Genomic DNA, 21,389 nt, shown 5'->3' on the forward strand with positions numbered 1-21,389 from the left:
CACCATCCGGAGGACGACACGCCACCCTTTCACCGCTCGTCGTCGCGAGGCTTGGGCGATCACCCCAGGTGCCGCGCCGCCGCCTGGGCGGTGAGGATACAACCCGGCAGAAAGGTGCCCTCCAGCGAGCGCCGGCCGCTGGCGTTGCCGCCACCGAAGCCCGCCGCCTCGCCCACCGCGTAGAGGCCGGGCAGCGGCCGGTCCTGCGCGTCCAGCACCCGGCTGTGCAGGTCGGTCACCAGGCCACCCAGGCTCTTGCGGGTGATGAGCCGCAGCTGGATGGCGACGAAGGGCCCATCGCCCCGGCGCTGCAGCGGTGCGGGCGCGCAGGTGCGCAGACGGTCGGGCCCCCACTGGCGGGCGTGCTGGATGCGGCGCAGCTGGTCGTCGTTGGCCAGGCGCAGGCCCTGGCCGGGCACGAAGTGGGCGTCGAAGGCGTCCACCGTGGCCTGCAGCACCGCCGGGTCCACATGCGGCCCGCCGGTCAGTGCGTTCATCTGCGCGGCCAGGCCGTCCAGCCGTTCGTGCGCCAGCACCTGGGGGCTCTCGCGCAGCAGCTGGTCCAGCAGGCGGTCGCTGCCCAGCAGGGTTTCGGCCAGGAAGGGCAGCCACTGCCGCTCGCGGATGCGGGGGTTGTGCTCGGCCCCGGAGATGGCCAGCTCGCGCCGGGCGATGCGCCGGTTGAGCAGCTGCCAGGTCCAGGGCTGGGCCTGGGCCGCCACCTGCCGGCACAGGTCGTGGGTGTCGTAGCCGGTGACCAGGGGCGCGGGGCCGATGCGCCGGCCGGCGGCGTCCAGCCACAGGGCCGACTTGGGCGGCACCAGGGACAGGCCGTGGCCCGCGAAATGCGGCTGCGGGTGCGGGATGCCGGCGGCGTAGTTCCACATGGCCCCCGGCGCGGCGATGCGCGCGCCGGCCTGCACGGCGGCCCGGTGCAGGGCGCCGTCGGCAAAGGGGTGGGCGCCGTTGAGCAGTTCGCCGGGGCAGGGCTGGCCCGCGGGCCAATGGGCCCGCACCCCTTCCAGCGTGCCGTTGAGTCCGCCGGTGGCCAGCACCACCTGCGGCGCGCGCAGGCGCAGCACGGTGCCGCGGCCCTCGTCCACCGCCTGGGCGCCGCTCACCGCCCCGTCGGTCCAGTCCAGCGCCGTCACCCGGGTGCCGCACAGCAGGGTCAGGCGGTCGGCCCGGGGGCCGCTGGCGGCCTGCTCCAGCGCGGCGATCACCCGCAGCGTCAGCAGACGCGAGGTGCCCCACAGCACGTGGTAGCGCGGCAGGCTGTTGCCCTCGCCGTTCAGGCCCCGCTCCACCCAGTTGACGGCCGGCAGGAAGCGCAGGCCCAGGCCGCGCAGCCAGTCGTGCACATCCGGGCGGGAGCGCTCGACATAGTGGCGTGCCCAGGCCAGGGGCCAGCGGTCGGCCGGGTCCGCCGGGCTCAGCCCGCCCCAGCGCAGCCAGTCGGCCAGGGCGCGCTCGGGGTGGTCGGGGATCTTGGCCCGCGCCTGCAGCGGCGTGCCCACCAGGGCCATGCCGCCGAAGGCCCAGCGCGCCAGGCCGCCCAGGCGCTCGCGCGCGTCGCGCTCCACCACCGTCACCCGCAGGCCGCGCTGCACGGCGCCCAGCGCGGTGAGCAGGCCGGCCAGGCCCCCGCCCACCACCAGCAGGTCGGCGTCCAGGGTGTCGCCCATGCCCTTCACGCCGTTCATGGCGCCAGCTTCCGCTTCAGGGCCCGGGCCACCGGCAGCGGCATCTGGCCCAGGGCGCGCAGCAGCCAGGGCAGCACGCGCAGCTTCAGGCCCGAGAAGGCGCTGGGCACCACCGCCTCGATCAGCTGCGGCCCGGGCTGGGCCAGGGCCCGCGCCAGCGCGGCGGTGAAGGCCTCGGCCGTGTCCACGCGGCAGGCGCTCACCCCCATGCCCTGGGCCAGCTGCACGAAGTCCAGCGCCGGCTGCCCCAGGTCGAACTGGGCCAGCGCGCGCGGGCCCGGGCGCTGGGCACCCACCCGCTGCAGCTCCAGGTTCAGGATGCCGTAGGCGCGGTTGTTGAAGATGACGCTCACCACATGGGCCCGCTCCCGCGCCATGCTCCACAGCGCCTGCAGGGTGTACATGGCCGCGCCGTCGCCCACCAGGGCCAGCACCGGGCGGTCCGGGCAGGCCACGGCCGCGCCCAGCGCCAGCTGCAGGCCCTGGCCGATGGCCCCGCCGGTCAGGGCCAGCAGCTCGTGCCGCGGCGCCCCGGCGGTGAAGCCCGGCAGCAGGGTGCCGGAGGTCTGGGCCTCGTCCACCACGATGGCGCCTTCGGGCAGCAGGTGGCCCACCGCCTTGCAGACCTTTTCCGCCGTGAGCTTGCCGCGCGGGGCGCTAGGCCGCCAGGGCGGCTGCAGCGCGGGCACGGCGGCCTGGGCCCCCAGCGCGGCCACCAGGGCGCTCAGGCTGGCCAGCACGTCCTCGTCCGGCGCGGCCAGGGTGTGCAGGGTGCAACCATCGGGCGTGAGTTCGCTGGGCTGGCCGGGGTAGGCGAAGAAGGAGACCGGGGGGCGGGCGTCCACCAGCACCAGCTGGGTCAGGCCGGCGAGCTGCACCGAGGCCATCTCGGCCAGATAGGCCAGGCGCTCCACCGGCGGCAGGCCGGCACCGCGCGTCAGCCGGGTCGGGAAGACCTCGCCCAGCAGGCGCAGGCCCAGCTGGGCGGCGATGCGACCGGCCTCGCGCAGGGCCGGTTCGCGCAGGGCCCGCCCGCCCAGCAGCAGGGCGCAGCGCCCGCCCTGGGCGCTGGCTTCGCGCAGGGCCTGGGCGATGGCGGCCACGCGGGCCGCATCGGCTGGCGCGGGGGTGGCCGGGGGCCGCGGGGCGGCCGGGGAAGCACCCTCGCCCCAGGAAACATCGGCCGGCAGGATCAGCGTGGCCACCTGGCCGGGTGGGCCCTGGGCCACGCTCACCGCCTCGGCCACGTCGGCGCCCAGGGTGGCGGGCTGCTGCGCGGTGCGCACCCAAGCGGAGATATTGCGCGCCGCGGTGGCGATGTCGGACTGCAGCGGCGTGTCCAGCGCCGCGTGGTGGGTGGCGTGCTCGCCCACGATGTTGACCAGCGGCACCCGCGCCTTGCGGGCGTTGTGCAGATTGGCCAGGCCGTTGCCCAGGCCGCAGCCCAGGTGCAGCAGGGTGGCGGCGGGCCGGTCGGCCATGCGGGCGTAGCCGTCCGCCGCGCCGGTGGCCACGCCCTCGAACAGGGTCAGCACCGCGCGCATCGTCGGCGTGGCGTCCAGCGCGGCGACGAAGTGCATCTCCGAGGTGCCGGGGTTGGTGAAGCAGGTGTCGACGCCGGCGTCGAGCAGCGTGCGCAGCATGGCGGTCGCGCCCTGGGTCATGGGAATGTCTCCTGTTTGTTCTGGGCCGGACGATAGGGCCGCGGCCGACCGGCGGCTTGAGCCGGCGCGCCAGGTTTTTTAGGATGCGCGACATGCGCAACATGCCCGCCGCGCCGTCCTCATCCCCCAGGCCCCCCCGACGCCGGGCCGAGCCCTGGACCCGCGCGGGCGCCCTGCGCGGCCTGCGTGCGCTGGCGGCGCAGCTGGGGCAGGACGCCGAGGCCCTGCTGGCCCGCCAGAAGCTGCCGTTGGCCGCACTGGACGACCCGGAGGTGCGCCTGCCCTACCGCGGCCTGTGCCGGCTGCTGGAGGCCGGCGCGCGCGACTGGGCCTGCCCGGATTTCGGGCTGCGGCTGGCGGCGGTGCAGCACCTGAGCCTGCTGGGCGCGGTGGGCCTGGCGGCGCGGCTGCCGGCCCGGGTGGGCGAGGCCCTGACGGCCCTGGGCGAGCGACTGGGCGCCCATTCGGACGCCTTCACGATGGCGCTGGAGGTGGCCGGCCCGCGGGCCGTGCTGAGCTACCGGCCGGCCTGCCCCGAGGAGCCCAAGACCCAGCTGCTGGCCTTTGCGATGGCGGTGACCCGCAATGCGGTGGCCTTCGTCTGCGGGCAGCCGGACTTCGCGCCGCAGGTGGTGCGGCTGGCCTGCCCGGCCCCGGCCGATGCCGCCGTGCGCCGGGCCCTGGCGCGCGGCCTGGGCGCGCCGCTGCGCTGGGGCGCGCCGCAGACCGCGCTGCAGCTGGACGCCACGCTGCTGGACGCCCCCACCGCCATCCAGGACACGCAGTACGCGCCGCTGATCCGCGACACCCTAGCGCGGCTGGCCGCGCCCCCGGGACCGGGCACGCCGGATGCGCCCGACACGGTGGCGCTAGTGCGCGCGCACATCACCCGCCTGCTGCCGCCGGGCCCGTGCACCCAGGCCGAGGTGGCCCGCGCCCTGGGCCTGCACCCGCGCGCACTGCAGCGGCGGCTGGCGGCCCAGGGCACCCACTTCTCGGCCCTGCTGGATGCGCACCGCCATGCCCTGGCGCTGACCCTGCTGCGGCAGGGCACGCTGCCGCTGGCCGCGCTGGCACGGCAGCTGGGCTATGCCGACCAGAGCGTGTTCAACCAGGCCTTCCGGCGCTGGACGGGGCAGAGCCCGGGCCGGCTGCGACGCCAGGCCCGGCAGGGCGCGCTGGCGCTCAGCGCAGCAGCGGGCGCACCGTGCTGAAGCCGCCGTCCACCGCCAGCACCTGGCCGGTGAGCCGGTCCGACTCGGGCCCCAGCAGCCAGGCCATCACCCCGGCCACCTGCTCGGCCGTCTGCACCCCGCCCAGCGGGTACTGGCGCTCGGCCGCCTCGCGCTGGGCCGGCAGGCGCAGCATGGCGGCGGTCATCGGCGTTTCGGTCAGGCCCGGCGCCACCGCGTTGATGCGCAGACCCTGCGGCGCATAGGTGGCCGCGGCCGAACGCACCAGGGCCTCCAGCCCACCCTTGGCCGCGGCGATGGCCTCGTGGCTGGCCACGCCGATGCGCGCCACCACCGAGCTGACGAAGACCGCCGCACCCGGGCCCTGGCCCTCGCGCGCCTGCAGCCAGGCCTGCAGGGTGTAGAGCGCGCTCAGCAGGTTGACCTGCAGCACCGTCTGCAGGGCCTCGGGTCGGGTGCGGTGCAGCGGGGCGATCAGCGTGCTGCCCACGGCGTGGGCCAGGTGCTGGGGCGCCTGGCCCCAGGCGGCACGGCAGGCCTGCAGGGCCTGGGCCGCGCCTTCGGGCGTGGTCACGTCGGCCACGATGCGCAGCTCGGCCGGCACGGCCTCCAGCCGGGCCAGCTCGCGCCCGACCACGGCCACGCGCCAGGCGCGTTCCTGCAGGCGGGCGGCCAGCACGCGGCCGATGCCGCCACTGGCACCGGTGATGAGAACGCTGGGGCTGTCGAGTGGGCTCATGGCAGGGTTCATCGGAGAAAGGTCAAGCGGTGGTGGTCCACAGCGGCAGGGTGGCCTGCGCCGGCGGCCGCGGCGCCAGCTCGGGCGGCAGCAACTCGGCCGCGTCGTGCAGGCCGGGGGTGACGCGGTGCCACCAGGCCGAGAACGACGGCTGCAGCCGCCCGGGCTCGGGGAACAGGGCCGGCTCGGGCCGGGTGGCCAGCCGGCGCAGGGCCGGCGGCAGGTGCGGGTCGTCGCGCAGGATGAGGGGGCCGGCCGCGGCCAGGGCCTGGGCGATGGCCTCGCCCGGGCCCCACCAGCAGGTGCCGGCCAGGGCCTGCAGGCGCTGGCCCACGCGGCGCCAACGCTCGGCGCGCCAGGCCAGGGGCCGGGGGCCGTCGCTGGGCCACACCGCCAGCACCCGGCCGCCGGGCGGCGCGTCGGCATCGTCCAGGTGCCAGGGGTGGACCAGGCGCAGCGGCAGGCCGGCCACCGCGGCGGGCTGCGGGGCCACCAGGCCCAGGTCCGCCGGCGGGGCCGACAGCAGGGCGGGCTCGGCCACGCCCGTCGGCCGGGGGACCGGGGCCGGCGGCGGCTCGCCCTGGGCCCAGGCCAGCAGGGTGTCGTAGCCGGTGTCCAGCACGGTGCCGGGGCTGTGCCAGGCCGGCGGGGCGTGGCGGGCCACGTTCTCGGCGTTGAAGAGGTAGGGCCGGTGGCTGCCGGTGCCGGCCACCCATTGCCAGCTCAGGTGGTTGCTGGCCAGGTCGCCGTCGAACAGCTGGCCCGCCAGCCAGTCGGCCCCGGCGCGCCAGTGCACGCCGCGCAGGTGCACCAGGTAGCTGGCCAGCCACAGGCGGGCGTGGTTGTGCAGGTGGCCGCTGGCGTAGAGCGTGCGCACCGCCTGGTCGATCACCGGCAGGCCGCTGCGGGCCTCGCGCACATCGGCCGGCACGGTGTCGCGGTAGGCGGCCTCGGGCCGGGGGCCGGGGTGCAGGCTGTCGAAGATGCCCGCGCCGCGGTGGCGCCAGACATGGCGGAAGTAGGCCCGCCAGCCCAGCTCGAAGACCAGCTTGTGCTGCACCGGCAGGGCCTGGCGGGCGCACAGGGCGGCCAGCACCTCGGGCAGGCTGAGCACGCCGTGGGTCAGGCTGGGCGACAGGCCGGTGACGGCGCCGTCCAGCGCATTGCGGCTGCGGGCGTAGGCGGCCGGGCGCACCGCCGCCAGGCGGGCCAGGGCCTCGGGCCGGTCCAGGCGCGGGAAGCCGGCACGGTCGAGTTCGGCGGCGGTCAGCAGAGACATGCCGCCAGCTTAGGCAGGCCTCCGCGGCCCTGCGCGCCGGCGGCCCGATTCACGGGCGCCGGTGCGCGGCATTCGGCGTCAAAGCCGGGTCAGGGTGCGTCCTGCGGGCTGGCTTCCAGCCGCTGCACGTCGATGCCGCGCGCGGCCAGCCGCCCCAGCAGGGCCTGGTAGCGCGCCGGGTCCACCTGCGGCGTGCGCGAGAGGATCCACAGGTAGTTGCCGCCGGGCTCGCCCACCGCCGAGAGGCTGTAGTCCGGGTCCAGGTCCAGCACCCAGTAGTCGCCCCAGACGAAGGGCAGGAAGGACAGCCAGGCCGGCGCGAAGCGCACCTCCAGCCGGGCGCCGTCGGGCTGGTCGTCGGCGTGGCGGGCCTGGCCCACCGCCTCGTTCACGCTGCCGTCGGCCCGGGTGCAGCGGTTGCGCACCTCCACCGTGCCCTGCGGCTGCAGGGTGTAGGTGGCGCGGGTGTCGCGCGCGCAGTCGCGCTGGAAGCGGTTGGGGTACTTGGCCACCTCGTACCAGGTGCCCATGTAGCGGGGCAGGTCCAGCGCGGGGATGGGGGCGTAGCGCGCGTCGGCCGCCGTGTCGGCCCGGGCCGACGCCGGAACCCACAGCAGCCCGGCCAGCGCAACGGCGGCCAGGGTCAGGGAGTAGAGAGCACGGGTCATGGCCGGCAGCCTAGCGCAAGGGCCGGATCCCCGGAGGCACCGGGGGCGTCCGCTCAGGCCCGGCCGGAGCGGCGGCTGCGCGGGTTGAGCTTGTCCAGCTCGTTGAGCTGCTGCTTGAGCAGCAGCACCAGGGTGCGGGCATGCTCCACCGGGATGCTCAGGCAGCTGGACGGCACGCCGGCCTCGCTGTCGTCGCGGGCGGCCTGGCGGGCCGAGACCAGCGCGTCCAGGCTGACTTCGATGAGGCCGTGGTGGTCGTGGCGGATGGACTTCAGGCGCTGGACTTCGATGGTGTAGGGCTTCACGCGGGGCTCCGGGTGTCCGGGACAGGACAAGGGTTCAGAACCCCGGATTGTCCCCGCCGGACTCGCCCGGGCTCAATGGCCCCAGACCCAGACCACCGTGCCGCCCAGGTTCATGCCGCTGAAGGTCAGCGTGCCCAGGGGCTTCAGGCTGGGGGCGGACTGCTGGGCGATCAACCGGGCCAGGTCCAGGCTGAGGTCGAAGGGCTGGTCGGCGAAGCTGTACAGGCTGACGTCGCGGCCGTCGTACAGGGCCGCGGGCAGGCCGTCCACCCCGCGCTGGGCCAGCTGGGCCAGGAAGGTGGCGCGGTCGATGGTGTCCACGCTGTAGCTGCCCACGGGCAGCAGCGCGGCCAGGCCACCCGGCAAGGGCGGCGGGGGGCTGGCCTGGGCGCTCACCGCCCGCAGCGCGGGGGTGTCCAGCGGGCTCAGGTCGGCCTGGGCCGGGCTGGTCAGCAGGGCCCACAGGGCCAGGGCGGCCCCGGCGGCCGCGGGCAGAGAGGTGTTCATGGCGGTGTCCTCGGGATGCCGCCAGTGTTGGGCGCGCGGGCCCGGGGCAAAGCCCGGAAAACCGGGCCGGGAAGCCGCCTGATGCGTCTGCAGTGAGGTGTGGCTCAGTCCTGGCGCGGCGGCCAGTCGCCGCGCAAGAGACCCAGCTGCCACAGATCGTGCCGCTGCCCGCCCCAGAAAGCGACCTCGCGCAGCCGGCCCTCGCGCACGAAGCCCAGGCCCTCGGCCAGCGCCAGCGAGGGCGCGTTGTCCGGGTGGATCTGGGCCTCGATGCGGTGCAGTCCCATCTGCGCGAAGCCCCAGTCGAAGGCCGCCCGCAGGGCCTCGCGCATCAGCCCCTGGCCGCGGGCCGTGCGGGCCAGCTCGTAGCCGGTGCTGCACTTGGCCCATTCGCGGTTCCAGGCGAACAGGCCGCAACTGCCCACCAGGGCGCCGTCGGCACGGCGCTCCAGCCCCCAGCGCACGCCGGGGTGGGGCTGCTGGCGCCAGGCGGCAAAACGCCGCACCAGGTCCTCGGCCTCGGCCAGGGTGGTGAGGGGGTCGGTGCCGAAGTGGCGCATGGCCGGGCCGTCGCCATGGATGGCCAGCAGGGCGGGGGCATCGTCCAGCGTCAGTTCGCGCAGCCGCAGCCGCGGGGTCTCCAGCGTGGGAAAGCTCATCGGCCCATCCTAACCAGAGCAGGCCGCGGCGGGCTCAGTCCGGCCGCCGCGCCACCAGCACCTTGAGCGAGCGCGTCTCGTCCGCATCGGCAAAGGCCGCCGGGTTGGGCAGGCGCTCGGTGACCTGCAGGGTGGGCGCGTGCTCGGCCACCCAGGCGCGCAGCTCGGCCTCGGTGCGCTTGGGCGAGTTCAGGCACAAGAGGGCCTGGCCGCCGGGCGTCAGCAGCTCGGGCAGGCGGCGCAGCAGGCGGGGGTAGTCCTTCTCGGCCACGAAGCTGCCCTTCTGGTAGCTGGGCGGGTCGGCGATGACCAGGTCGTAGGGCCCGCCGCGGCCCACCTTGCCCCAGCTGCTGAACAGGTCGTGCGGCAGGAAGCTGGCCCCGGCTGTCAGGCCGTTGAGGGCGTGGTTGGCCTTGCCGATGCCCAGGGCGCCGGCGGCCATGTCCACATTGACCACCCGGCCGGCGCCGCCCTGCAGGGCCGCCACCGAGAAGGCGCAGGTGTAGGCGAAGAGATTGAGCACGGTCAAGCCGGGCCGGGCGGCGGCCTGGGCCCGCACCCAGCGCCGGCCCTCGGCCATGTCCAGGAACAGGCCATGGTTGAAGCCGCGCAGCAGGTGCACCTTGTAGCGGGCGCCGTCTTCGGCCACGGTATGGGGCTCAGGCACGCTGCCGCTGAGCAGGCGGGTCTGGGCCCGCACCTCGTCACGCTGCTGGAAGACCAGGTTCAGGGTCTGGCCGGGCGCCACCTCGGCCCAGCGCCGCGCGAGGGCGGCCTGGACGGTGGCCAGCGTGGCCTCGTCCACCGGGGCGAAGCAGGTCAGCAGCCAGACCGGCGGGTAGGCGTCCAGGGTCCAGTCCTCGCAGCCGGGATGGCGGCCGCCGCGGCCGTGGAAGAGGCGCTGGGCGGTGTCCACCGGTTCAAGGTGGGCGATGGTGTCGAGCAGGGCAGACAGGTTCAAGACAGCTTCGGGGCGAGTTTGAAGAAATTGTCGTCGAGAGGGTCAACCGGCGGTTTTCGGGCCTCGTTGAGCACTCATCTTCAACCCACGGACTCCAACGTCCCTGTCATCATGACCAAGCTGTTCGCTGCCCTGATCGCCACCGTGTTCGCCGCCGGCGCCTTTGCCGCGGATGCTCCTGCCACCGACGCCGCTGCTGCGCCGGCCGCCGCCGCTTCCGCCACCAAGCACAAGGTTGCCAAGAAGAAGCACGTGGTCAAGAAGAAGGCCGCCGCCAAGGCCGAAGCCGCCGCTCCCGCCGCGTCCAAGTGATCGGCTGAACAGCCTGTCTCTCGCAGGTCTTCGGACCTGCCACGCACGAGCCCCCGGTCCCCCGGGGGCTTTTTTGTTGGCTCTGCGGGTGCGGCGCGCCGTCGGCCTCAGGGCGTGGGCGTCCCCGCCACGCTGGCAGTGCGGGCGCCGCGCGCCGCTTCCACCAGAAAGTTGACCGACTGCACGATGGCGTCCTTGGTCACCGCCTCCAGGTTGGTGCCCTTGAGGCTGGACAGGGAGCCGCCGAAGCCGCCGATGGTGCCGCCCACGGCGCCACCGCCGAAGCCGCCGACCGAGAAGGAGCTGTCCTCGGTGGAGGCGGTGGCGCGCTTGGAGGCCACGACCTTGGCGGTCTCCACGCGCACCAGCTTCATGTCCAGGGCCACCGCGGCCTTCTGGGTCTTGGTGCCGATGGAGCCGACGAAAGGCAGCAGGCCGGCACCGAAGCTCTTGTTCTCGGTGCTGACGTCGATCTGCGTCACCGCGCCGGAGATCAGGAACTCGGCCTGCTGGGTCTGCACCTTCTTGCCGGCCAGTTCCAGTTCCTTGGCGATCTCGTCGAGCTGCTCGCGGTCCTGCACCTCGAAGCAACCGCTTTCGGACAGGGCCGTCACCAGCACGTCCTTGATGCCGTCGGCGATGCCGCTGACATTGCTCAGCCCGCCGTTGGCCGCATTGGCCATCTGCAGCAGGGCGGCCAGACCGCTGGCCCCCGCGCCGCCGTTGTTGCCGTTGTTGCAGTTGGCGGCCTTGCACTGCATCTTGCCCACCATCACGGAGGCCACCGGCGCATCGCAATGGGCCAGGGTGGGCGGGGGCGGGGCGTCGGCAGCCCAGGCCAGCGGAGCGGCGATCGACAATGTGGCCACGCACGCCAGGCGGATCTTCGAGTTCATTCTTCTCATCCTTGGGGTTGGGGGTTGTCAGCCGGTGCAGGCAAGCGCCGGAACCGTGCCCTTCACGTTATCGACACATCCACATACAAATTGAGCTGCCCCACCCGGCAGCACGCTGCCCGATGAAAACCGATGCCGACCCCTTGCGCTGGGAGACCCTGCCCCAGCGCCTGCGCGATTTCGCTGCCGAGCGCGCCTGGCAGCCCTTCCATTCGCCCAAGAACCTGGCCTCGGCGCTGATCGTGGAGGCGGGCGAGTTGCTGGAGCACTTCCAGTGGCTGACCGAGGACCAGAGCCGCGCCCTGGCCCGGCCGGGGCCCGCCAAGGACGCGGTGGCCGCCGAGATGGCCGACGTGCTGCTCTACCTGGTGCAGCTGGCCAGCGCGCTGGAGGTGGACCTGCTGGACGCGGCCGCCCGCAAGATGGTGGTCAACGCCGCCAAGTACCCGGTGGAGAAGGCGCGCGGGCGGGCCGACCGGGCCAGCGAGCTGTGAGACGGCCCCACCCGCCGACCAGCCAGCCCCACAGCCGCGCCCCCAGCGGGGCCCGCCGCTGCAGCCGCAGCGTGGCGGCCGACAGGGCCTGCCACTGCCACTCGCCCGCGTCCTGCACGAGGTCCTGATGCCCCTCGGCCCAGACGGCCACCGGCTGCCACAGCCGTTCGCCCAGCCACTGGGCGGGCGGCCGGGCCTGCAGGCGCCCCCGGGCCAGCCAGAGCCGGTCGCCCCGGCGCAGCTGCAGGCTCAGGCACTGGCCGGCGGCCAGGGTGTGGGTGACGGTGGCGGGAGGGGTCAGGTCATCGGGGTGCATGGCCTCCACTGTGCGCAGCCGGGCCGCGGCCCGGCAGGCACAGCCGCGCACGGGGCGCCCCGCAACAGCGGCCTTGCAGGCCATCTGTTCCGGTTCGATGCGCGACACTCTGTGCCTGTTGCGATGACCGCCCCGCCCGCACACTGGCCCGCGCCATGAACCCGCTGTACCGCCGCATCGCCGACCAGTACCGGTCGGCCATCCACGCCGGCTCGCTGCGCCCGGGCGACCGCTTCCCGTCGGTGCGCACGCTGATGCGCACCCACACCGTCAGCCTGTCGACCGCGCTGCAGGCCTGCCGCCAGCTGGAGGATGAAGGCTGGCTGGAGGCCCGCGCCCGCTCGGGCTACTTCGTGCAGCACCCGCGCCGGCGCGGCCTGCCCCCGGCCACCGAGCAGGGCCTGCGGCCCATCGACCCGGCGGCCTATGTCGGCATCTCGGCCCATGTGTCGGAGATCCTGGCCCGCGGCCAGCGCCAGCCGGTGACGGCCAACCTGGCGCTGGCGGTGGCGCCCAGCGCCCTCTACCCGGGCGAGGCGCTCTCGCGCATCATGCAGCGCAAGCTGCGGCTGCAGCCCACCGCCCTGGTCAGCATGACCCGCCGGCACGGCCACCCGCTGCTGCGCGCCGCGCTGGCCCGACGGGTCCTGGCCCGCGGCGTTGCGGCCGCGCCGGAAGAGGTGGTCATCACCCAGGGGGCCACCGAGGCCATGAACCTGGCGCTGCGGGCGGTGACCCAGCCCGGCGGCACGGTGGCGGTGGAGTCGCCCAGCTTCTACGGCCTGCTGCAGATCATCGAAGCCCTGGGCCTGCGCGCCATCGAGCTGCCCACCAGCCCGCGCGACGGCCTGTCGGTCGAGGCCCTGGCCTTCGCGCTGGACAGCGACCCGTCCATCCAGGCGGTCGCCGTCATGCCCACCCTGCACAACCCGCTGGGCTGCACCATGCCCGACGCGCGCAAGGCCGCCCTGGTGGCCCTGTGCGCCGAACGCGGCGTGGCGCTGATCGAGGACGACATCTACGGCGAGATGAGCCCCCAGCCGGCGCGCCCGCTCAAGGCCTGGGACCGGGCCGGCGGCGTCATCCACTGCAACTCGCTGAGCAAGATCCTGGCGCCCGGCCTGCGCCTGGGCTGGATGCTGGCCGGGCGCTGGCAGGCCCGGGTGGAGATGCTCAAGTACACCCAGAGCCGCTTCCCGGAGGAGCTGCCCCAGGCCACGGTGGCGGAGTTCCTGGACAGCCCGGCCTACGACCGCCACCTGCGGCGCCTGAACGAGGCCCTGCGCCAGCACCGCGACGCCTATGCCGACCGCATCGCCACCCACTTCCCGCCCGGCACCCGGGTGACCCTGCCCGAGGGCGGCATGCTGCTGTGGCTGCAGTTGCCCGACGGCGCCAGCGGCGACACCCTGTTCGACGCCGCGTTGGCCCGGGGCATCAAGATCGCGCCGGGCTCCATGTTCTCCACCGGCCGGCGCTACGACGGCTGCGTGCGCCTGAGCTGCGGCCGGGCCATGGACGAGGACGTGGACGCTGCCCTGCGCACGCTGGGCAGCCTGGTGCGGGGCGCCTGAACCGCCGCCGCAGACCGGTTCAGGCCGAGGTGGCCGGTGCCGAGCAGGCGCAGGTCTCACCCGTGGTGTTGACCATGTGATCCGCCATGTCGGCAAAGGCCTTCTCCAGCACGGCCCGCAGCGGCGCATCGTCCACCGTCTCGGCCAGGGCCTGGCGCATGCACAGCATCCACTCGTCGCGCTCCACCGGCCCCACCCGGTAGGGCAGGTGGCGCATGCGCAGGCGCGGGTGGCCCTTCTCGGCGGTGTACAGCGGCGGCCCGCCGAACCAGCCGCTGAGAAACTTGAGCAGGCTGTCGGCGCTGCCGGCCAGGCTCTCGGGGTGGATCTGCCGCACGGTGTAGGCCTCGGGCAACTCGTCCATCAGGGCGTAGAAGCGCTCGACCAGGCGGCGCACGCCGGCCTCGCCGCCCAGGCGGTCGTAGGGGCTCAGGGTGGGGGTGTTCATCGGTATTGCCTCAGGTAGTGGCGTTCAAAGCCGCGTTTGGCCCAGTGGAGCAGGCGGCTGGGTGGCAGCATCAGCTGGCGACGCTCGGTGCGCCAGATCAGGGTGCCGTGGTCGATCGCATCGACGATGCAGATCAGCTCCACCGGGAAGGTGGCCTGCGAAGGCCGGCCCGCCAGGTCGGCCAGCAGGTTGGTGGCCGCTGCCCGGGCCTGCAGATCGGCCATGTGGGCCTGCTTGGGCATCCAGTCGGGGCCGGGAAAGCTGCCCGAATCGCCCACCACCACGACCCGCTCGAAGCCGGGCACGCGGCACTGCGCGTCGGCCTGCAGCAAGCCGCCGGGCGAGCGCGGCAGCTCGGTGGCGTCGAACCAGGCATTGCCGGTCATGCCCGGCATGAACAGGATCAGGTCGGCCCGGAAAGCCTCGCCCTCGGTCACCACCTGGTCAGCCTCGAGGCGGACCATCTTGTGGCCCAGCACCGTGCGGACGCCGCGCCGGGCCATCTCGCCCAGCAGGCGCTGCACGGCCTTCGGGCCCAGGCGGGCGCCGGGTTCGGCCGAGGGGTTGAAGAAGACCAGCTCGAAGCGGTCCCGCCGGCCCTCGCGCCGCAGCTGCTCGTCGATGCCGAACAGGAACTCGAACATCGGCCCGCCGCGCACCGCGCTGGGCTCCTTGGGGTTGCCGGCAAAGCCCACTGCAATGGTGCCGCCGAGCATTGCCCGCAAGCGGTCGCGGATGCGTTCGGCCGCCGCGATGCCCTCGCAGGGGGTGATGGCGTGCTCGATGCCGGGCAGCTTCTTGAGGAAGCGTCCGCCGGTGGCGATGACCAGGCCATCGTTGGCCAGCGGACCGGCGGTGGTCAGCACCGTGCGACCGCCATCGGCCAGACCGGTGACCTCGGCCGCCACATGCCGCACGCGCTGCCGCCGGAAGAAGTTCTCCAGCGGCACCACCAGATCCTCGCGCCGCCGCAGGCCGGCCGGGATCCAGATGATGCCGGGCAGGTAGTGCAGCTCGGCGCGCGGAGCGACCAGGGTGATCTCGGCATGCGGGTCCTGGCGGCGCAGGGCGCGGACGGTGGACAGGCCGGCAAAGCCGGCACCCAGCACGGTGATGCGGGTGGTGGGGATGGGCGTAGGCGTCATGGACGCCCCTTATCAAGCCCTGTGCCAGGCAGATCCGAGGAGGAAAAGCGTTTCGGTTCAAGCACTTGGATGCCCGACACCGAGAGGCGCCGCCCTGGCGGCCCACCCATCCGACAGCTGCGTCATGCCAGAAACTGCCAACAATGGCAGCCCTGTCATCCCCGGCACCGGCCCGCCCTGTGACGGAATGCGCGGCCCGGCCGGCGTGTGTTTCCCGACAGATCCAAGGGTTAACCCTTGATGCCGGACAATCCCTGCACCCCCGACCGCAGTTCATCCGGGAGCCGCACATGCCGCCGACCCACCGTTCACTCTGGACCCGTTACCTCCTGCCCGTGGGCCTGATGCAGGCGCCGCAGGGGGACCTGTTCCTGCACCGCGCGATGCGGGTGGACAACCTGGATACCCTGCGCCGCTGGATGCCGCACTACGTCAAGGTGCACGGCGTGCTGGCCGGCCTGCTGACCGTGGCCATGTGCGCGGCCGTCAGCCTGGGCCTGCCCTTCTGGCTGAGCCTGCTGGGCGCCCTGGCCAATGCCGGCGAGCTGCTGCTGTTCATCGTCTTCGCCGGCCTGACCCTGGCACTGCGCCTGCCGGTGCCGCCCAGCGGCTGGCGCTGAACCTCGTCGGACTCAATCCACCCGCTGCCGGTACGCCCGGGGCGACACGCCCTCCCAGCGCTTGAAGGCCTGGGAGAAGCTGGAGAGGTCGGCAAAGCCCAGGCGATCGGCCACTTCGCCCAGGCTCAGGCGGGCATCGGCCAGCAGGGTCAGGGCCTGGGTCCGGCGGGCCTCGGCCTGCAGGGCCCGCAAGGAGGTGCCCTCGGCCTGCAGACGGCGCTTGAGGGTGCGCTCGCTCAGGTGCAGCTGGCGCGCCAGCGCCGCCAGTTCGCCGCGGCCCGGCGTGGCCCCCCGGCCGGCCAGGGCTTGGCGCACCTGCTGGGCGGTGCCCAGGCGGGCGCGGCGCTGTTCCAGCAGTTGGGCGCAGAGCTGTTCGCACTGCGCCAGCGTCAGCGCGTTGGCCTGGGGCAGCGGCCGGGCCAGCAGGCGCCGGTCGAAGGCCAGGCTGGTGTCCGGTGCGCCCCATTGCGGCACGGCGCCGGCGATGGGCTGGTCCAGCACCGGCGCCGGCCGGCCACGGGCGGCGGGGCGGGGCGCCTGCAGGCGCAGCCAGGCCAGCGGCACGTCGGCCCCGGCCACCTCCTGCAGCAGCACGGCCGCACCGGCCAGGTCGCGCTCCACCAGGAAGCGCTGCAGCCCCGGGGCCACGTCCGGGGCGCCGAAGCCCAGCACGCCCAGCGGGCCCTCCTCGCGGTAGGCGATGGTGGTGAAGGCATGGCTGAGCGCCAGGAAGCGCAGCGCCAGCGCCAGGGCATCGCCTGCCGTGGGGCAGGTGATGAGGCCATAGCCCCAGAGGCCGTAGTCGGAGAAGCGGTAGCGCGCACCCACCGCCAGACCCAGGCCCGGCGGATGCCCCAGGGCCTGCAGCAGCTGGGCCACCACGCGCAGCTCCTGGGCCGAGGACAGCAGGGTGTCCGGATCGGCCAGCTGGGCCTCGCTCAGGCGGGTGCCGGCCAGCAGCGTCTCGGGCGCCAGCCCCTGCTCGCGGCCGAAGGCCAGCATCAGCGCCACACTGGCGGGGCTGCGGTGGAAATCCCAGACGTTCATGGCGGACAGCAGGTCGGCGGCCCTCCAGACTTTCCCTGAAGGGCCATGAATTGGCCCAAATCATAAAGTGATCGGCCTCTTGGGCCCTGGGTGAAGACCCCTGCGGACCGCATCATCGCCGCCAGAAAAGCGAACGTGCGTTCGCCCGCCACACCGACCGGAGACCCGCCGTGCAGCAGACCCCGCCCTCCCCCCTGGTGGACCGTTTCGAGGCCCAGCGCCAGGCCTTTGGCCGCCAGCCCTTTCCGACCCTGGCCGAGCGGCGCGACCGGCTGCAGCGCCTAGCCGCGCTGCTGGACCGCCACGAGGCGGCCCTGGTGCAGGCCATCAGCGCCGACTTCAGCGGCCGCAGCCCGCACGAGACCCGGCTGGCCGAGGCCTTCGTGGTGCGCGCCGGCCTGCGCCATGCGCTGCGCCATCTGAAGGGCTGGATGCGCGAGCGGCGCGTGCCGACCCAGCTGCACTTCCTGCCCGGGCGCAACCGCCTGCTGCCCCAGCCCCTGGGCGTGGTGGGCGTGGTGGCGCCCTGGAACTACCCGCTGCAGCTCTCGCTGGGCCCGGCCCTGGCGGCGCTGGCCGCGGGCAACCGGGTGCTGATCAAGCCCTCGGAGCTGACCCCGGCCTTCTCGGCCCTGCTGGAGCGCGCGGTGGCCGAGGCCTTCGCCCCCGACGAGATGAGCGTGGTCACCGGCGACGCCAGCGTGGGCCAGGCCTTCAGCCACCTGCCCTTCGATCACCTGTTCTTCACCGGCTCGACCCCGGTGGGCCGGCTGGTGGCCCAGGCCGCCGCCGCCAACCTGACACCGGTGACGCTGGAGCTGGGCGGCAAGTCGCCGGCCATCATCGACAGTTCCGCCGACCTGGACGAGGCGGCCCAGCGCATCGCCTACGGCAAGCTGCTCAACGCCGGCCAGACCTGCGTGGCGCCCGACTACGTGCTGGTGCCCACCGGCCAGGGCGAGGCCCTGGCGCGGCGCATCGCCCGCGCGGCCGAGCGCATGTACCCGACGCTGCGCGACAACCCCGACTACACCGCCATCGTCAGCCCGCGCCACCACGCCCGGCTGCGCGACATGGTGGCCGAGGCCGCCGGCCTGGGCGCCACCATCGTGCAGGTCAACCCGGCCCACGAATCGCTGGAGCAGGGCACGCGCAAGATCGCGCCGACCCTGGTGCTCAATCCGCCGGCCGGCGCGCGCCTGATGCGCGAGGAGATCTTCGGCCCGGTGCTGCCCATCCTGGAGGTGCCTTCGCTGGACGCGGCCATCGCCCACGTTCAGCAGGGCGACCGGCCGCTGGCCCTGTACTGGTTCGGCCGCGACACGGCCCACCGTGACCGGGTGCTGCACGAGACGATCTCCGGCGGCGTCACCGTCAACGACTGCCTGTGGCACCTGGGCCAGGAGCACCAGCCTTTCGGCGGCGTGGGCGCCAGCGGCATGGGGGCCTACCACGGCGAGTGGGGCTTCAACACCTTCAGCAAGTTGAAGCCCGTGTTCCACCAGTCGCGCTGGGCCGGCACCGCGCTGTTCCGTCCGCCCTACGGCGCCACCTTCGAGCGCCTGCTGGGCCTGCTGCAGCGCCTGGGTTGAGGCAGACGATGGCCGACACGAACCCCGACATGCTGGACGCCCTGATCATCGGCAGCGGCTTCGCCGGGCTGGGCATGGCCGTGGCGCTGCGCCAGGCCGGCGAGACCCGCTTCCTGATCCTGGAGAAGGGCGGCGACGTGGGCGGCGTCTGGCGCGACAACGCCTACCCCGGCGCCGCCTGCGACGTGCCCTCGCACCTCTACTCCTTCTCCTTCGAGCCCAAGCCCGACTGGTCGCGCAGCTTCGCCACCCAGCCCGAGATCCTGGACTACCTGCGCCACTGCGCCGCCAAGTACGACCTGCGCCGCCACCTGCGCCTGCACACCGAGGTGCGCGAGGCCGCCTGGGACGAAGCCGCCCAGGGCTGGACGGTGACGCTGGCCAGTGGCGAGACGCTGCAGGCCCGCCAGCTGATCACCGCCGTGGGCCAGCTCAGCCGCCCGGCCCTGCCGAACATCCCCGGCCTGGCGGACTTCACCGGCCCGCGCTTCCACTCGGCGCAGTGGGACCACGGCGTGGCGCTGGAAGGAAAGCGGGTGGCGGTGATCGGCACCGGCGCCTCGGCCATCCAGTTCGTGCCGGCCATCGCGCCGCGGGTGGCCCAGCTCAGCGTGTTCCAGCGCTCGGCCGCCTATGTGCTGCCGCGGCCGGACCGGCCCTACAGCACCGCGGAGCAGGACGCCATGCGGCGCCAACCCTGGCGCATGCGGCTGCGCCGCCTGGGCATCTACCTGCACTACGAATCCCAGGCCCTGGCCTTCACCCGCTTCAAGGGCCTGATGCGCTGGGCGGTGGGCGTGCCCTTCCAGCGCCTGCTCAAGCGCCAGGTGCCGGACGCCGCGCTGCGCCAGCGCCTGACGCCCGACTACCCGATCGGCTGCAAGCGCATCCTGCTGTCGTCCACCTACCTGGCCACCATGGCCCGGCCCAACGTGGCCCTGGTGACCGAGGGCATCCGCCGCATCACGCCCACGGGGGTGGAGACGGTGGACGGGCGGCTGCACCCGGCCGACGTGCTGGTCTATGGCACCGGCTTCGCGGCCACCGAGTTCCTGGCGCCCATGCGCATCACCGGCCGCGACGGCCGCACGCTGGACGAGGCCTGGCGCGAGGGCGCGGCCGCCTACCTGGGCCTGACGGTGCCGGGCTTTCCCAACCTGTTCACGCTCTACGGGCCCAACACCAACCTCGGCCACAACTCCATCGTCTACATGCTGGAGAGCCAGATCGCCCACGTCATGCGCTGCCGGCGGGCGATGCAGCAGGCCGGCGCCACCGCGCTGGAGGTGGACCCGGGCCGCTTCGGCCGCTTCAACCGCTGGGTGCAGCGCCGGCTGACGGCCACGGTGTGGAACGGCTGCCGCAGCTGGTACATCGACGCCCGCGGCCACAACCCCACCAACTGGCCCGGCTTCACGCTGAGCTTCCGGGCCTGGACGCGCTGGTCCTCGCTGTCGGCCTACCGCCTGAGCCGGCCGCTGACCGAGGCACCGACGCTGACCGGCGCGGTGGAGCTGCGCGAGCCCGCCAGCCGCACCGAAGCGCTGGTGGCCGCCGGCCTGCGCAGCCTGCTGCGCCACAGCTTCCGCCTGCTGGTGGGCCCGCCGCTGAACGCGCCGCTGCAGCGCGCGGTGGCGCGGGCACTGACGCTCACCATGTTCGCCGGCGGTGGCGTGCAGCGGCGCCAGGAACGCGTGGGCGCGGTGCCGGTGGAAGTCCTCAGCCCGCCCGGCCGCAGCGAGGCGGCCGATGGCGCCATCCTCTACCTGCACGGCGGCGCCTTCTGCCTGGGTGGCCCGGCCACCCACCGCAGCCTGAGCAGCCGCCTGGCCCCGGCCGCGCAGTGCCCCGTCTGGATGGTGGACTACCGGCTGGCGCCCGAGCACCCCTACCCCGCGGGGCTGGAGGACGCGCTGGCGGTGTGGCGGGCGCTGCGGGCGCGCGGCCTGCCGGCCGGGCGCATCGTCATCGCGGGCGATTCGGCCGGCGGTGCGCTGGCCCTGGCGCTGGCCCTGCGGCTCAAGGCCCTCGGCGAGGCTCCGGCGGCCGGGCTGCTGCTGCTCTCGCCGGTGACGGACCTGCGCCCCGAGGGCGGCCCCACCGACCCGACCCAGCGCGACCCCATGCTGCGCCCGGGCTGGCTCACCCAGGCCCTGCGCTGGTACGCCGCGCCGGCCGACGCGCCGGAGCACCAGCCCCTGCGCCAGGACCTGGCCGGCCTGCCGCCGCTGTTCATCCAGGTGGGCGAGGAGGAGATCCTGCGCGGCCACGCGCTGGCCCTGGCCCGCCACGCCCGCGCCTGCGGCCTGCCGGTGCAGCTGGAGGTGCACGCCCGGCGCTGGCATGTGTTCCAGCTGCAGGCGGGCTACCTGGCCTCGGCCGCCGCCGCGGTGCAGGCCCTGGGCCAGGCCAGCCAGCGCTTCATGGCCCAGGCTGCCCCGGCCAGCGCCGCCACGATTCCCGACGAAAGCCCCGCCCCATGGCCCACGACACCCCAAGCCGCTGCGTCCTGATCACCGGCGCGGCCACCGGCATCGGCCGGGCCACCGCCCGCCGCTTCGCGCTGGAGGGCTGGCAGGTGGTGGCCGGCGACATCGACGCCACCGGCCTGGCCGACCTGGTGCGCGGCCTGGGCGAGGCGCGCTGCCTGGGCCTGACCCTGGACGTGACCGACCCGGCCCAGTGGACGGCGGCCCTGGCCACCGTGCGCCAGCGCTTCGGCCGGCTGGACCTGCTGGTCAACAACGCCGGCATCCTGATCTCCGGGCCCTTCGCCGACTCGCCGCTGGAAAGACACCACGCGGTGATCGACGTCAACGTGAAGGGCCTGCTCAATGGCTGCTGGCTGGCCCACCCGCTGCTGGCGGCCACGCCGGGCGCGCAGGTCATCAACCTGTGCTCCACCGCGGCCATCTACGGTCAGGCCTCGCTGGCCACCTACTCGGCCAGCAAGTTCGCGGTGCGCGGGCTGACCGAGGCGCTGAGCATCGAGTGGGAACAGGACGGCATCCGCGTGCAGGACCTGATGCCGCTGTTCGTGCAGACGGCCATGGTGTTGGACATGGATGCGCAGAGCATCCGCCGCCTGGGCGTGCGTCTGACGGCCGAGGACGTGGCCGACCAGGTCTGGCACACCGCCCGGGCCCGCGGTTGGGGCCGGGTGCACTGGCCGGTGGGCCCCCTGGCGCGCTGGCTGTTCCGGCTGTCGGGCAGCGGACCGCAGTGGCTGGAACGCTGGCTCGCCCGGCGCATCGCGGCTTGACCATC

Annotated in this window: 22 protein-coding genes; 8 read left to right on the plus strand and 14 right to left on the minus strand. The window is 74.3% G+C overall.

Features of this window, described 5'->3' with window-relative positions:
* Positions 1–59 precede the first annotated feature (59 nt).
* A complete protein-coding gene (locus tag LRM40_RS00080) occupies positions 60–1,703 on the minus strand; it encodes an FAD-dependent oxidoreductase (RefSeq protein WP_231067640.1) in 1,644 nt (547 codons plus the stop codon).
* Positions 1,700–3,367, minus strand: a complete 1,668-nt coding sequence (locus LRM40_RS00085) for an acetolactate synthase large subunit (RefSeq protein WP_151125511.1) — start codon at positions 3,365–3,367, stop codon at positions 1,700–1,702. The genes LRM40_RS00080 and LRM40_RS00085 overlap by 4 nt, the downstream gene beginning before the upstream one ends.
* A gap of 92 nt (positions 3,368–3,459) precedes the next feature.
* Here LRM40_RS00085 and LRM40_RS00090 point away from each other — a divergent pair, with 92 nt between their 5' ends.
* Positions 3,460–4,581, plus strand: coding sequence for an AraC family transcriptional regulator (locus LRM40_RS00090; RefSeq protein ID WP_310739992.1), 1,122 nt, complete (start codon positions 3,460–3,462; stop codon positions 4,579–4,581).
* Here LRM40_RS00090 and LRM40_RS00095 read toward each other — a convergent pair.
* From LRM40_RS00095 to LRM40_RS00125, 7 genes are all read right to left on the minus strand, one after another.
* On the minus strand, positions 4,553–5,299 hold the full coding sequence (locus LRM40_RS00095; RefSeq protein ID WP_151126067.1) for an SDR family NAD(P)-dependent oxidoreductase: 747 nt from the start codon (positions 5,297–5,299) through the stop codon (positions 4,553–4,555). The two genes, LRM40_RS00090 and LRM40_RS00095, sit on opposite strands and share 29 nt — an antisense overlap.
* A 22-nt stretch (positions 5,300–5,321) precedes the next feature.
* Complete coding sequence (locus tag LRM40_RS00100; RefSeq protein WP_231067641.1) at positions 5,322–6,578, minus strand: FAD-binding domain-containing protein; 1,257 nt, start codon at positions 6,576–6,578, stop codon at positions 5,322–5,324.
* Positions 6,579–6,667: 89 nt separating this feature from the next.
* Entirely contained in the window at positions 6,668–7,246 is a 579-nt protein-coding gene (locus LRM40_RS00105; RefSeq protein ID WP_151125410.1) for a lipocalin family protein, read from the minus strand.
* Positions 7,247–7,299: 53 nt separating this feature from the next.
* Positions 7,300–7,551, minus strand: a complete 252-nt coding sequence (locus tag LRM40_RS00110; protein ID WP_151125411.1) for a hypothetical protein — start codon at positions 7,549–7,551, stop codon at positions 7,300–7,302.
* A gap of 72 nt (positions 7,552–7,623) precedes the next feature.
* On the minus strand, positions 7,624–8,058 hold the full coding sequence (locus LRM40_RS00115; RefSeq protein ID WP_151125412.1) for a hypothetical protein: 435 nt from the start codon (positions 8,056–8,058) through the stop codon (positions 7,624–7,626).
* Positions 8,059–8,162: 104 nt separating this feature from the next.
* Positions 8,163–8,717 carry a GNAT family N-acetyltransferase gene (locus LRM40_RS00120; RefSeq protein ID WP_151125413.1) on the minus strand — a complete coding sequence of 185 codons (555 nt, stop codon included), beginning with the start codon at positions 8,715–8,717 and terminating at the stop codon, positions 8,163–8,165.
* 34 nt (positions 8,718–8,751) lie between these two features.
* Positions 8,752–9,672, minus strand: coding sequence for a class I SAM-dependent methyltransferase (locus LRM40_RS00125; protein WP_151125438.1), 921 nt, complete (start codon positions 9,670–9,672; stop codon positions 8,752–8,754).
* Between the two features lie 117 nt (positions 9,673–9,789).
* Here LRM40_RS00125 and LRM40_RS00130 point away from each other — a divergent pair, with 117 nt between their 5' ends.
* Positions 9,790–9,990, plus strand: a complete 201-nt coding sequence (locus LRM40_RS00130; RefSeq protein WP_151125414.1) for a hypothetical protein — start codon at positions 9,790–9,792, stop codon at positions 9,988–9,990.
* A 107-nt stretch (positions 9,991–10,097) separates the two neighbouring features.
* Here the strand turns inward: LRM40_RS00130 and LRM40_RS00135 are convergent, their stop codons facing one another.
* Positions 10,098–10,886: a CsgG/HfaB family protein gene (locus LRM40_RS00135; protein WP_170288945.1), complete on the minus strand. Its 789-nt coding sequence runs from the start codon at positions 10,884–10,886 to the stop codon at positions 10,098–10,100.
* Between the two features lie 122 nt (positions 10,887–11,008).
* Here LRM40_RS00135 and LRM40_RS00140 point away from each other — a divergent pair, with 122 nt between their 5' ends.
* Entirely contained in the window at positions 11,009–11,380 is a 372-nt protein-coding gene (locus LRM40_RS00140; protein ID WP_151125416.1) for a nucleotide pyrophosphohydrolase, read from the plus strand.
* Here the strand turns inward: LRM40_RS00140 and LRM40_RS00145 are convergent.
* Entirely contained in the window at positions 11,316–11,804 is a 489-nt protein-coding gene (locus LRM40_RS00145; protein ID WP_170288946.1) for a hypothetical protein, read from the minus strand. The genes LRM40_RS00140 and LRM40_RS00145 overlap by 65 nt on opposite strands.
* Before the next feature lie 47 nt (positions 11,805–11,851).
* Here LRM40_RS00145 and LRM40_RS00150 point away from each other — a divergent pair, with 47 nt between their 5' ends.
* Positions 11,852–13,270 (plus strand): aminotransferase-like domain-containing protein, encoded by a 1,419-nt coding sequence (locus LRM40_RS00150; RefSeq protein ID WP_151125418.1) that lies wholly within the window; start codon positions 11,852–11,854, stop codon positions 13,268–13,270.
* Between the two features lie 19 nt (positions 13,271–13,289).
* Here LRM40_RS00150 and LRM40_RS00155 read toward each other — a convergent pair whose 3' ends face one another.
* Positions 13,290–13,718, minus strand: coding sequence for a group II truncated hemoglobin (locus LRM40_RS00155; protein WP_151125419.1), 429 nt, complete (start codon positions 13,716–13,718; stop codon positions 13,290–13,292).
* On the minus strand, positions 13,715–14,863 hold the full coding sequence (locus tag LRM40_RS00160; protein WP_151125420.1) for an NAD(P)/FAD-dependent oxidoreductase: 1,149 nt from the start codon (positions 14,861–14,863) through the stop codon (positions 13,715–13,717). The genes LRM40_RS00155 and LRM40_RS00160 overlap by 4 nt, the downstream gene beginning before the upstream one ends.
* 290 nt (positions 14,864–15,153) lie before the next feature.
* Between LRM40_RS00160 and LRM40_RS00165 the strand changes: the two genes are divergently transcribed.
* Positions 15,154–15,483: a hypothetical protein gene (locus LRM40_RS00165; protein ID WP_151125421.1), complete on the plus strand. Its 330-nt coding sequence runs from the start codon at positions 15,154–15,156 to the stop codon at positions 15,481–15,483.
* A gap of 12 nt (positions 15,484–15,495) precedes the next feature.
* Here LRM40_RS00165 and LRM40_RS00170 read toward each other — a convergent pair whose 3' ends face one another.
* Positions 15,496–16,530 carry an AraC family transcriptional regulator gene (locus LRM40_RS00170; protein WP_151125422.1) on the minus strand — a complete coding sequence of 345 codons (1,035 nt, stop codon included), beginning with the start codon at positions 16,528–16,530 and terminating at the stop codon, positions 15,496–15,498.
* A 170-nt stretch (positions 16,531–16,700) separates the two neighbouring features.
* On the opposite strand from LRM40_RS00170, the gene LRM40_RS00175 reads away from it, so the two are divergent.
* From LRM40_RS00175 to LRM40_RS00185, 3 genes are read left to right on the plus strand one after another with little or no spacing between them, the layout of a single operon-like run.
* Positions 16,701–18,122, plus strand: coding sequence for a coniferyl aldehyde dehydrogenase (locus LRM40_RS00175; protein WP_151125423.1), 1,422 nt, complete (start codon positions 16,701–16,703; stop codon positions 18,120–18,122).
* Positions 18,123–18,130: 8 nt separating this feature from the next.
* Positions 18,131–20,635, plus strand: coding sequence for an alpha/beta hydrolase fold domain-containing protein (locus LRM40_RS00180; protein WP_151125424.1), 2,505 nt, complete (start codon positions 18,131–18,133; stop codon positions 20,633–20,635).
* Entirely contained in the window at positions 20,602–21,384 is a 783-nt protein-coding gene (locus LRM40_RS00185) for an SDR family oxidoreductase (RefSeq protein ID WP_151125425.1), read from the plus strand. Before LRM40_RS00180 ends, LRM40_RS00185 begins: the two co-directional genes overlap by 34 nt.
* Positions 21,385–21,389: the final 5 nt, after the last annotated feature.

Origin of the sequence: Ideonella dechloratans (genome assembly GCF_021049305.1) — a bacterium.
Classification (GTDB): Bacteria; Pseudomonadota; Gammaproteobacteria; order Burkholderiales; family Burkholderiaceae_C; genus Ideonella; species Ideonella dechloratans.

Bases quoted from the DNA above. Each gene is read 5' to 3' on its own strand.
- LRM40_RS00080 (WP_231067640.1), bottom strand. From the start codon at position 1,703: ATGAACGGCGTGAAGGGCATGGGCGACACCCTGGACGCCGACCTGCTG.
- LRM40_RS00085 (WP_151125511.1), bottom strand. From the start codon at position 3,367: ATGACCCAGGGCGCGACCGCCATGCTGCGCACGCTGCTCGACGCCGGC.
- LRM40_RS00090 (WP_310739992.1), top strand. From the start codon at position 3,460: ATGCGCAACATGCCCGCCGCGCCGTCCTCATCCCCCAGGCCCCCCCGA.
- LRM40_RS00095 (WP_151126067.1), bottom strand. From the start codon at position 5,299: ATGAGCCCACTCGACAGCCCCAGCGTTCTCATCACCGGTGCCAGTGGC.
- LRM40_RS00100 (WP_231067641.1), bottom strand. From the start codon at position 6,578: ATGTCTCTGCTGACCGCCGCCGAACTCGACCGTGCCGGCTTCCCGCGC.
- LRM40_RS00105 (WP_151125410.1), bottom strand. From the start codon at position 7,246: ATGACCCGTGCTCTCTACTCCCTGACCCTGGCCGCCGTTGCGCTGGCC.
- LRM40_RS00115 (WP_151125412.1), bottom strand. From the start codon at position 8,058: ATGAACACCTCTCTGCCCGCGGCCGCCGGGGCCGCCCTGGCCCTGTGG.
- LRM40_RS00120 (WP_151125413.1), bottom strand. From the start codon at position 8,717: ATGAGCTTTCCCACGCTGGAGACCCCGCGGCTGCGGCTGCGCGAACTG.
- LRM40_RS00130 (WP_151125414.1), top strand. From the start codon at position 9,790: ATGACCAAGCTGTTCGCTGCCCTGATCGCCACCGTGTTCGCCGCCGGC.
- LRM40_RS00135 (WP_170288945.1), bottom strand. From the start codon at position 10,886: ATGAACTCGAAGATCCGCCTGGCGTGCGTGGCCACATTGTCGATCGCC.
- LRM40_RS00140 (WP_151125416.1), top strand. From the start codon at position 11,009: ATGAAAACCGATGCCGACCCCTTGCGCTGGGAGACCCTGCCCCAGCGC.
- LRM40_RS00150 (WP_151125418.1), top strand. From the start codon at position 11,852: ATGAACCCGCTGTACCGCCGCATCGCCGACCAGTACCGGTCGGCCATC.
- LRM40_RS00155 (WP_151125419.1), bottom strand. From the start codon at position 13,718: ATGAACACCCCCACCCTGAGCCCCTACGACCGCCTGGGCGGCGAGGCC.
- LRM40_RS00160 (WP_151125420.1), bottom strand. From the start codon at position 14,863: ATGACGCCTACGCCCATCCCCACCACCCGCATCACCGTGCTGGGTGCC.
- LRM40_RS00165 (WP_151125421.1), top strand. From the start codon at position 15,154: ATGCCGCCGACCCACCGTTCACTCTGGACCCGTTACCTCCTGCCCGTG.
- LRM40_RS00170 (WP_151125422.1), bottom strand. From the start codon at position 16,530: ATGAACGTCTGGGATTTCCACCGCAGCCCCGCCAGTGTGGCGCTGATG.
- LRM40_RS00180 (WP_151125424.1), top strand. From the start codon at position 18,131: ATGGCCGACACGAACCCCGACATGCTGGACGCCCTGATCATCGGCAGC.
- LRM40_RS00185 (WP_151125425.1), top strand. From the start codon at position 20,602: ATGGCCCACGACACCCCAAGCCGCTGCGTCCTGATCACCGGCGCGGCC.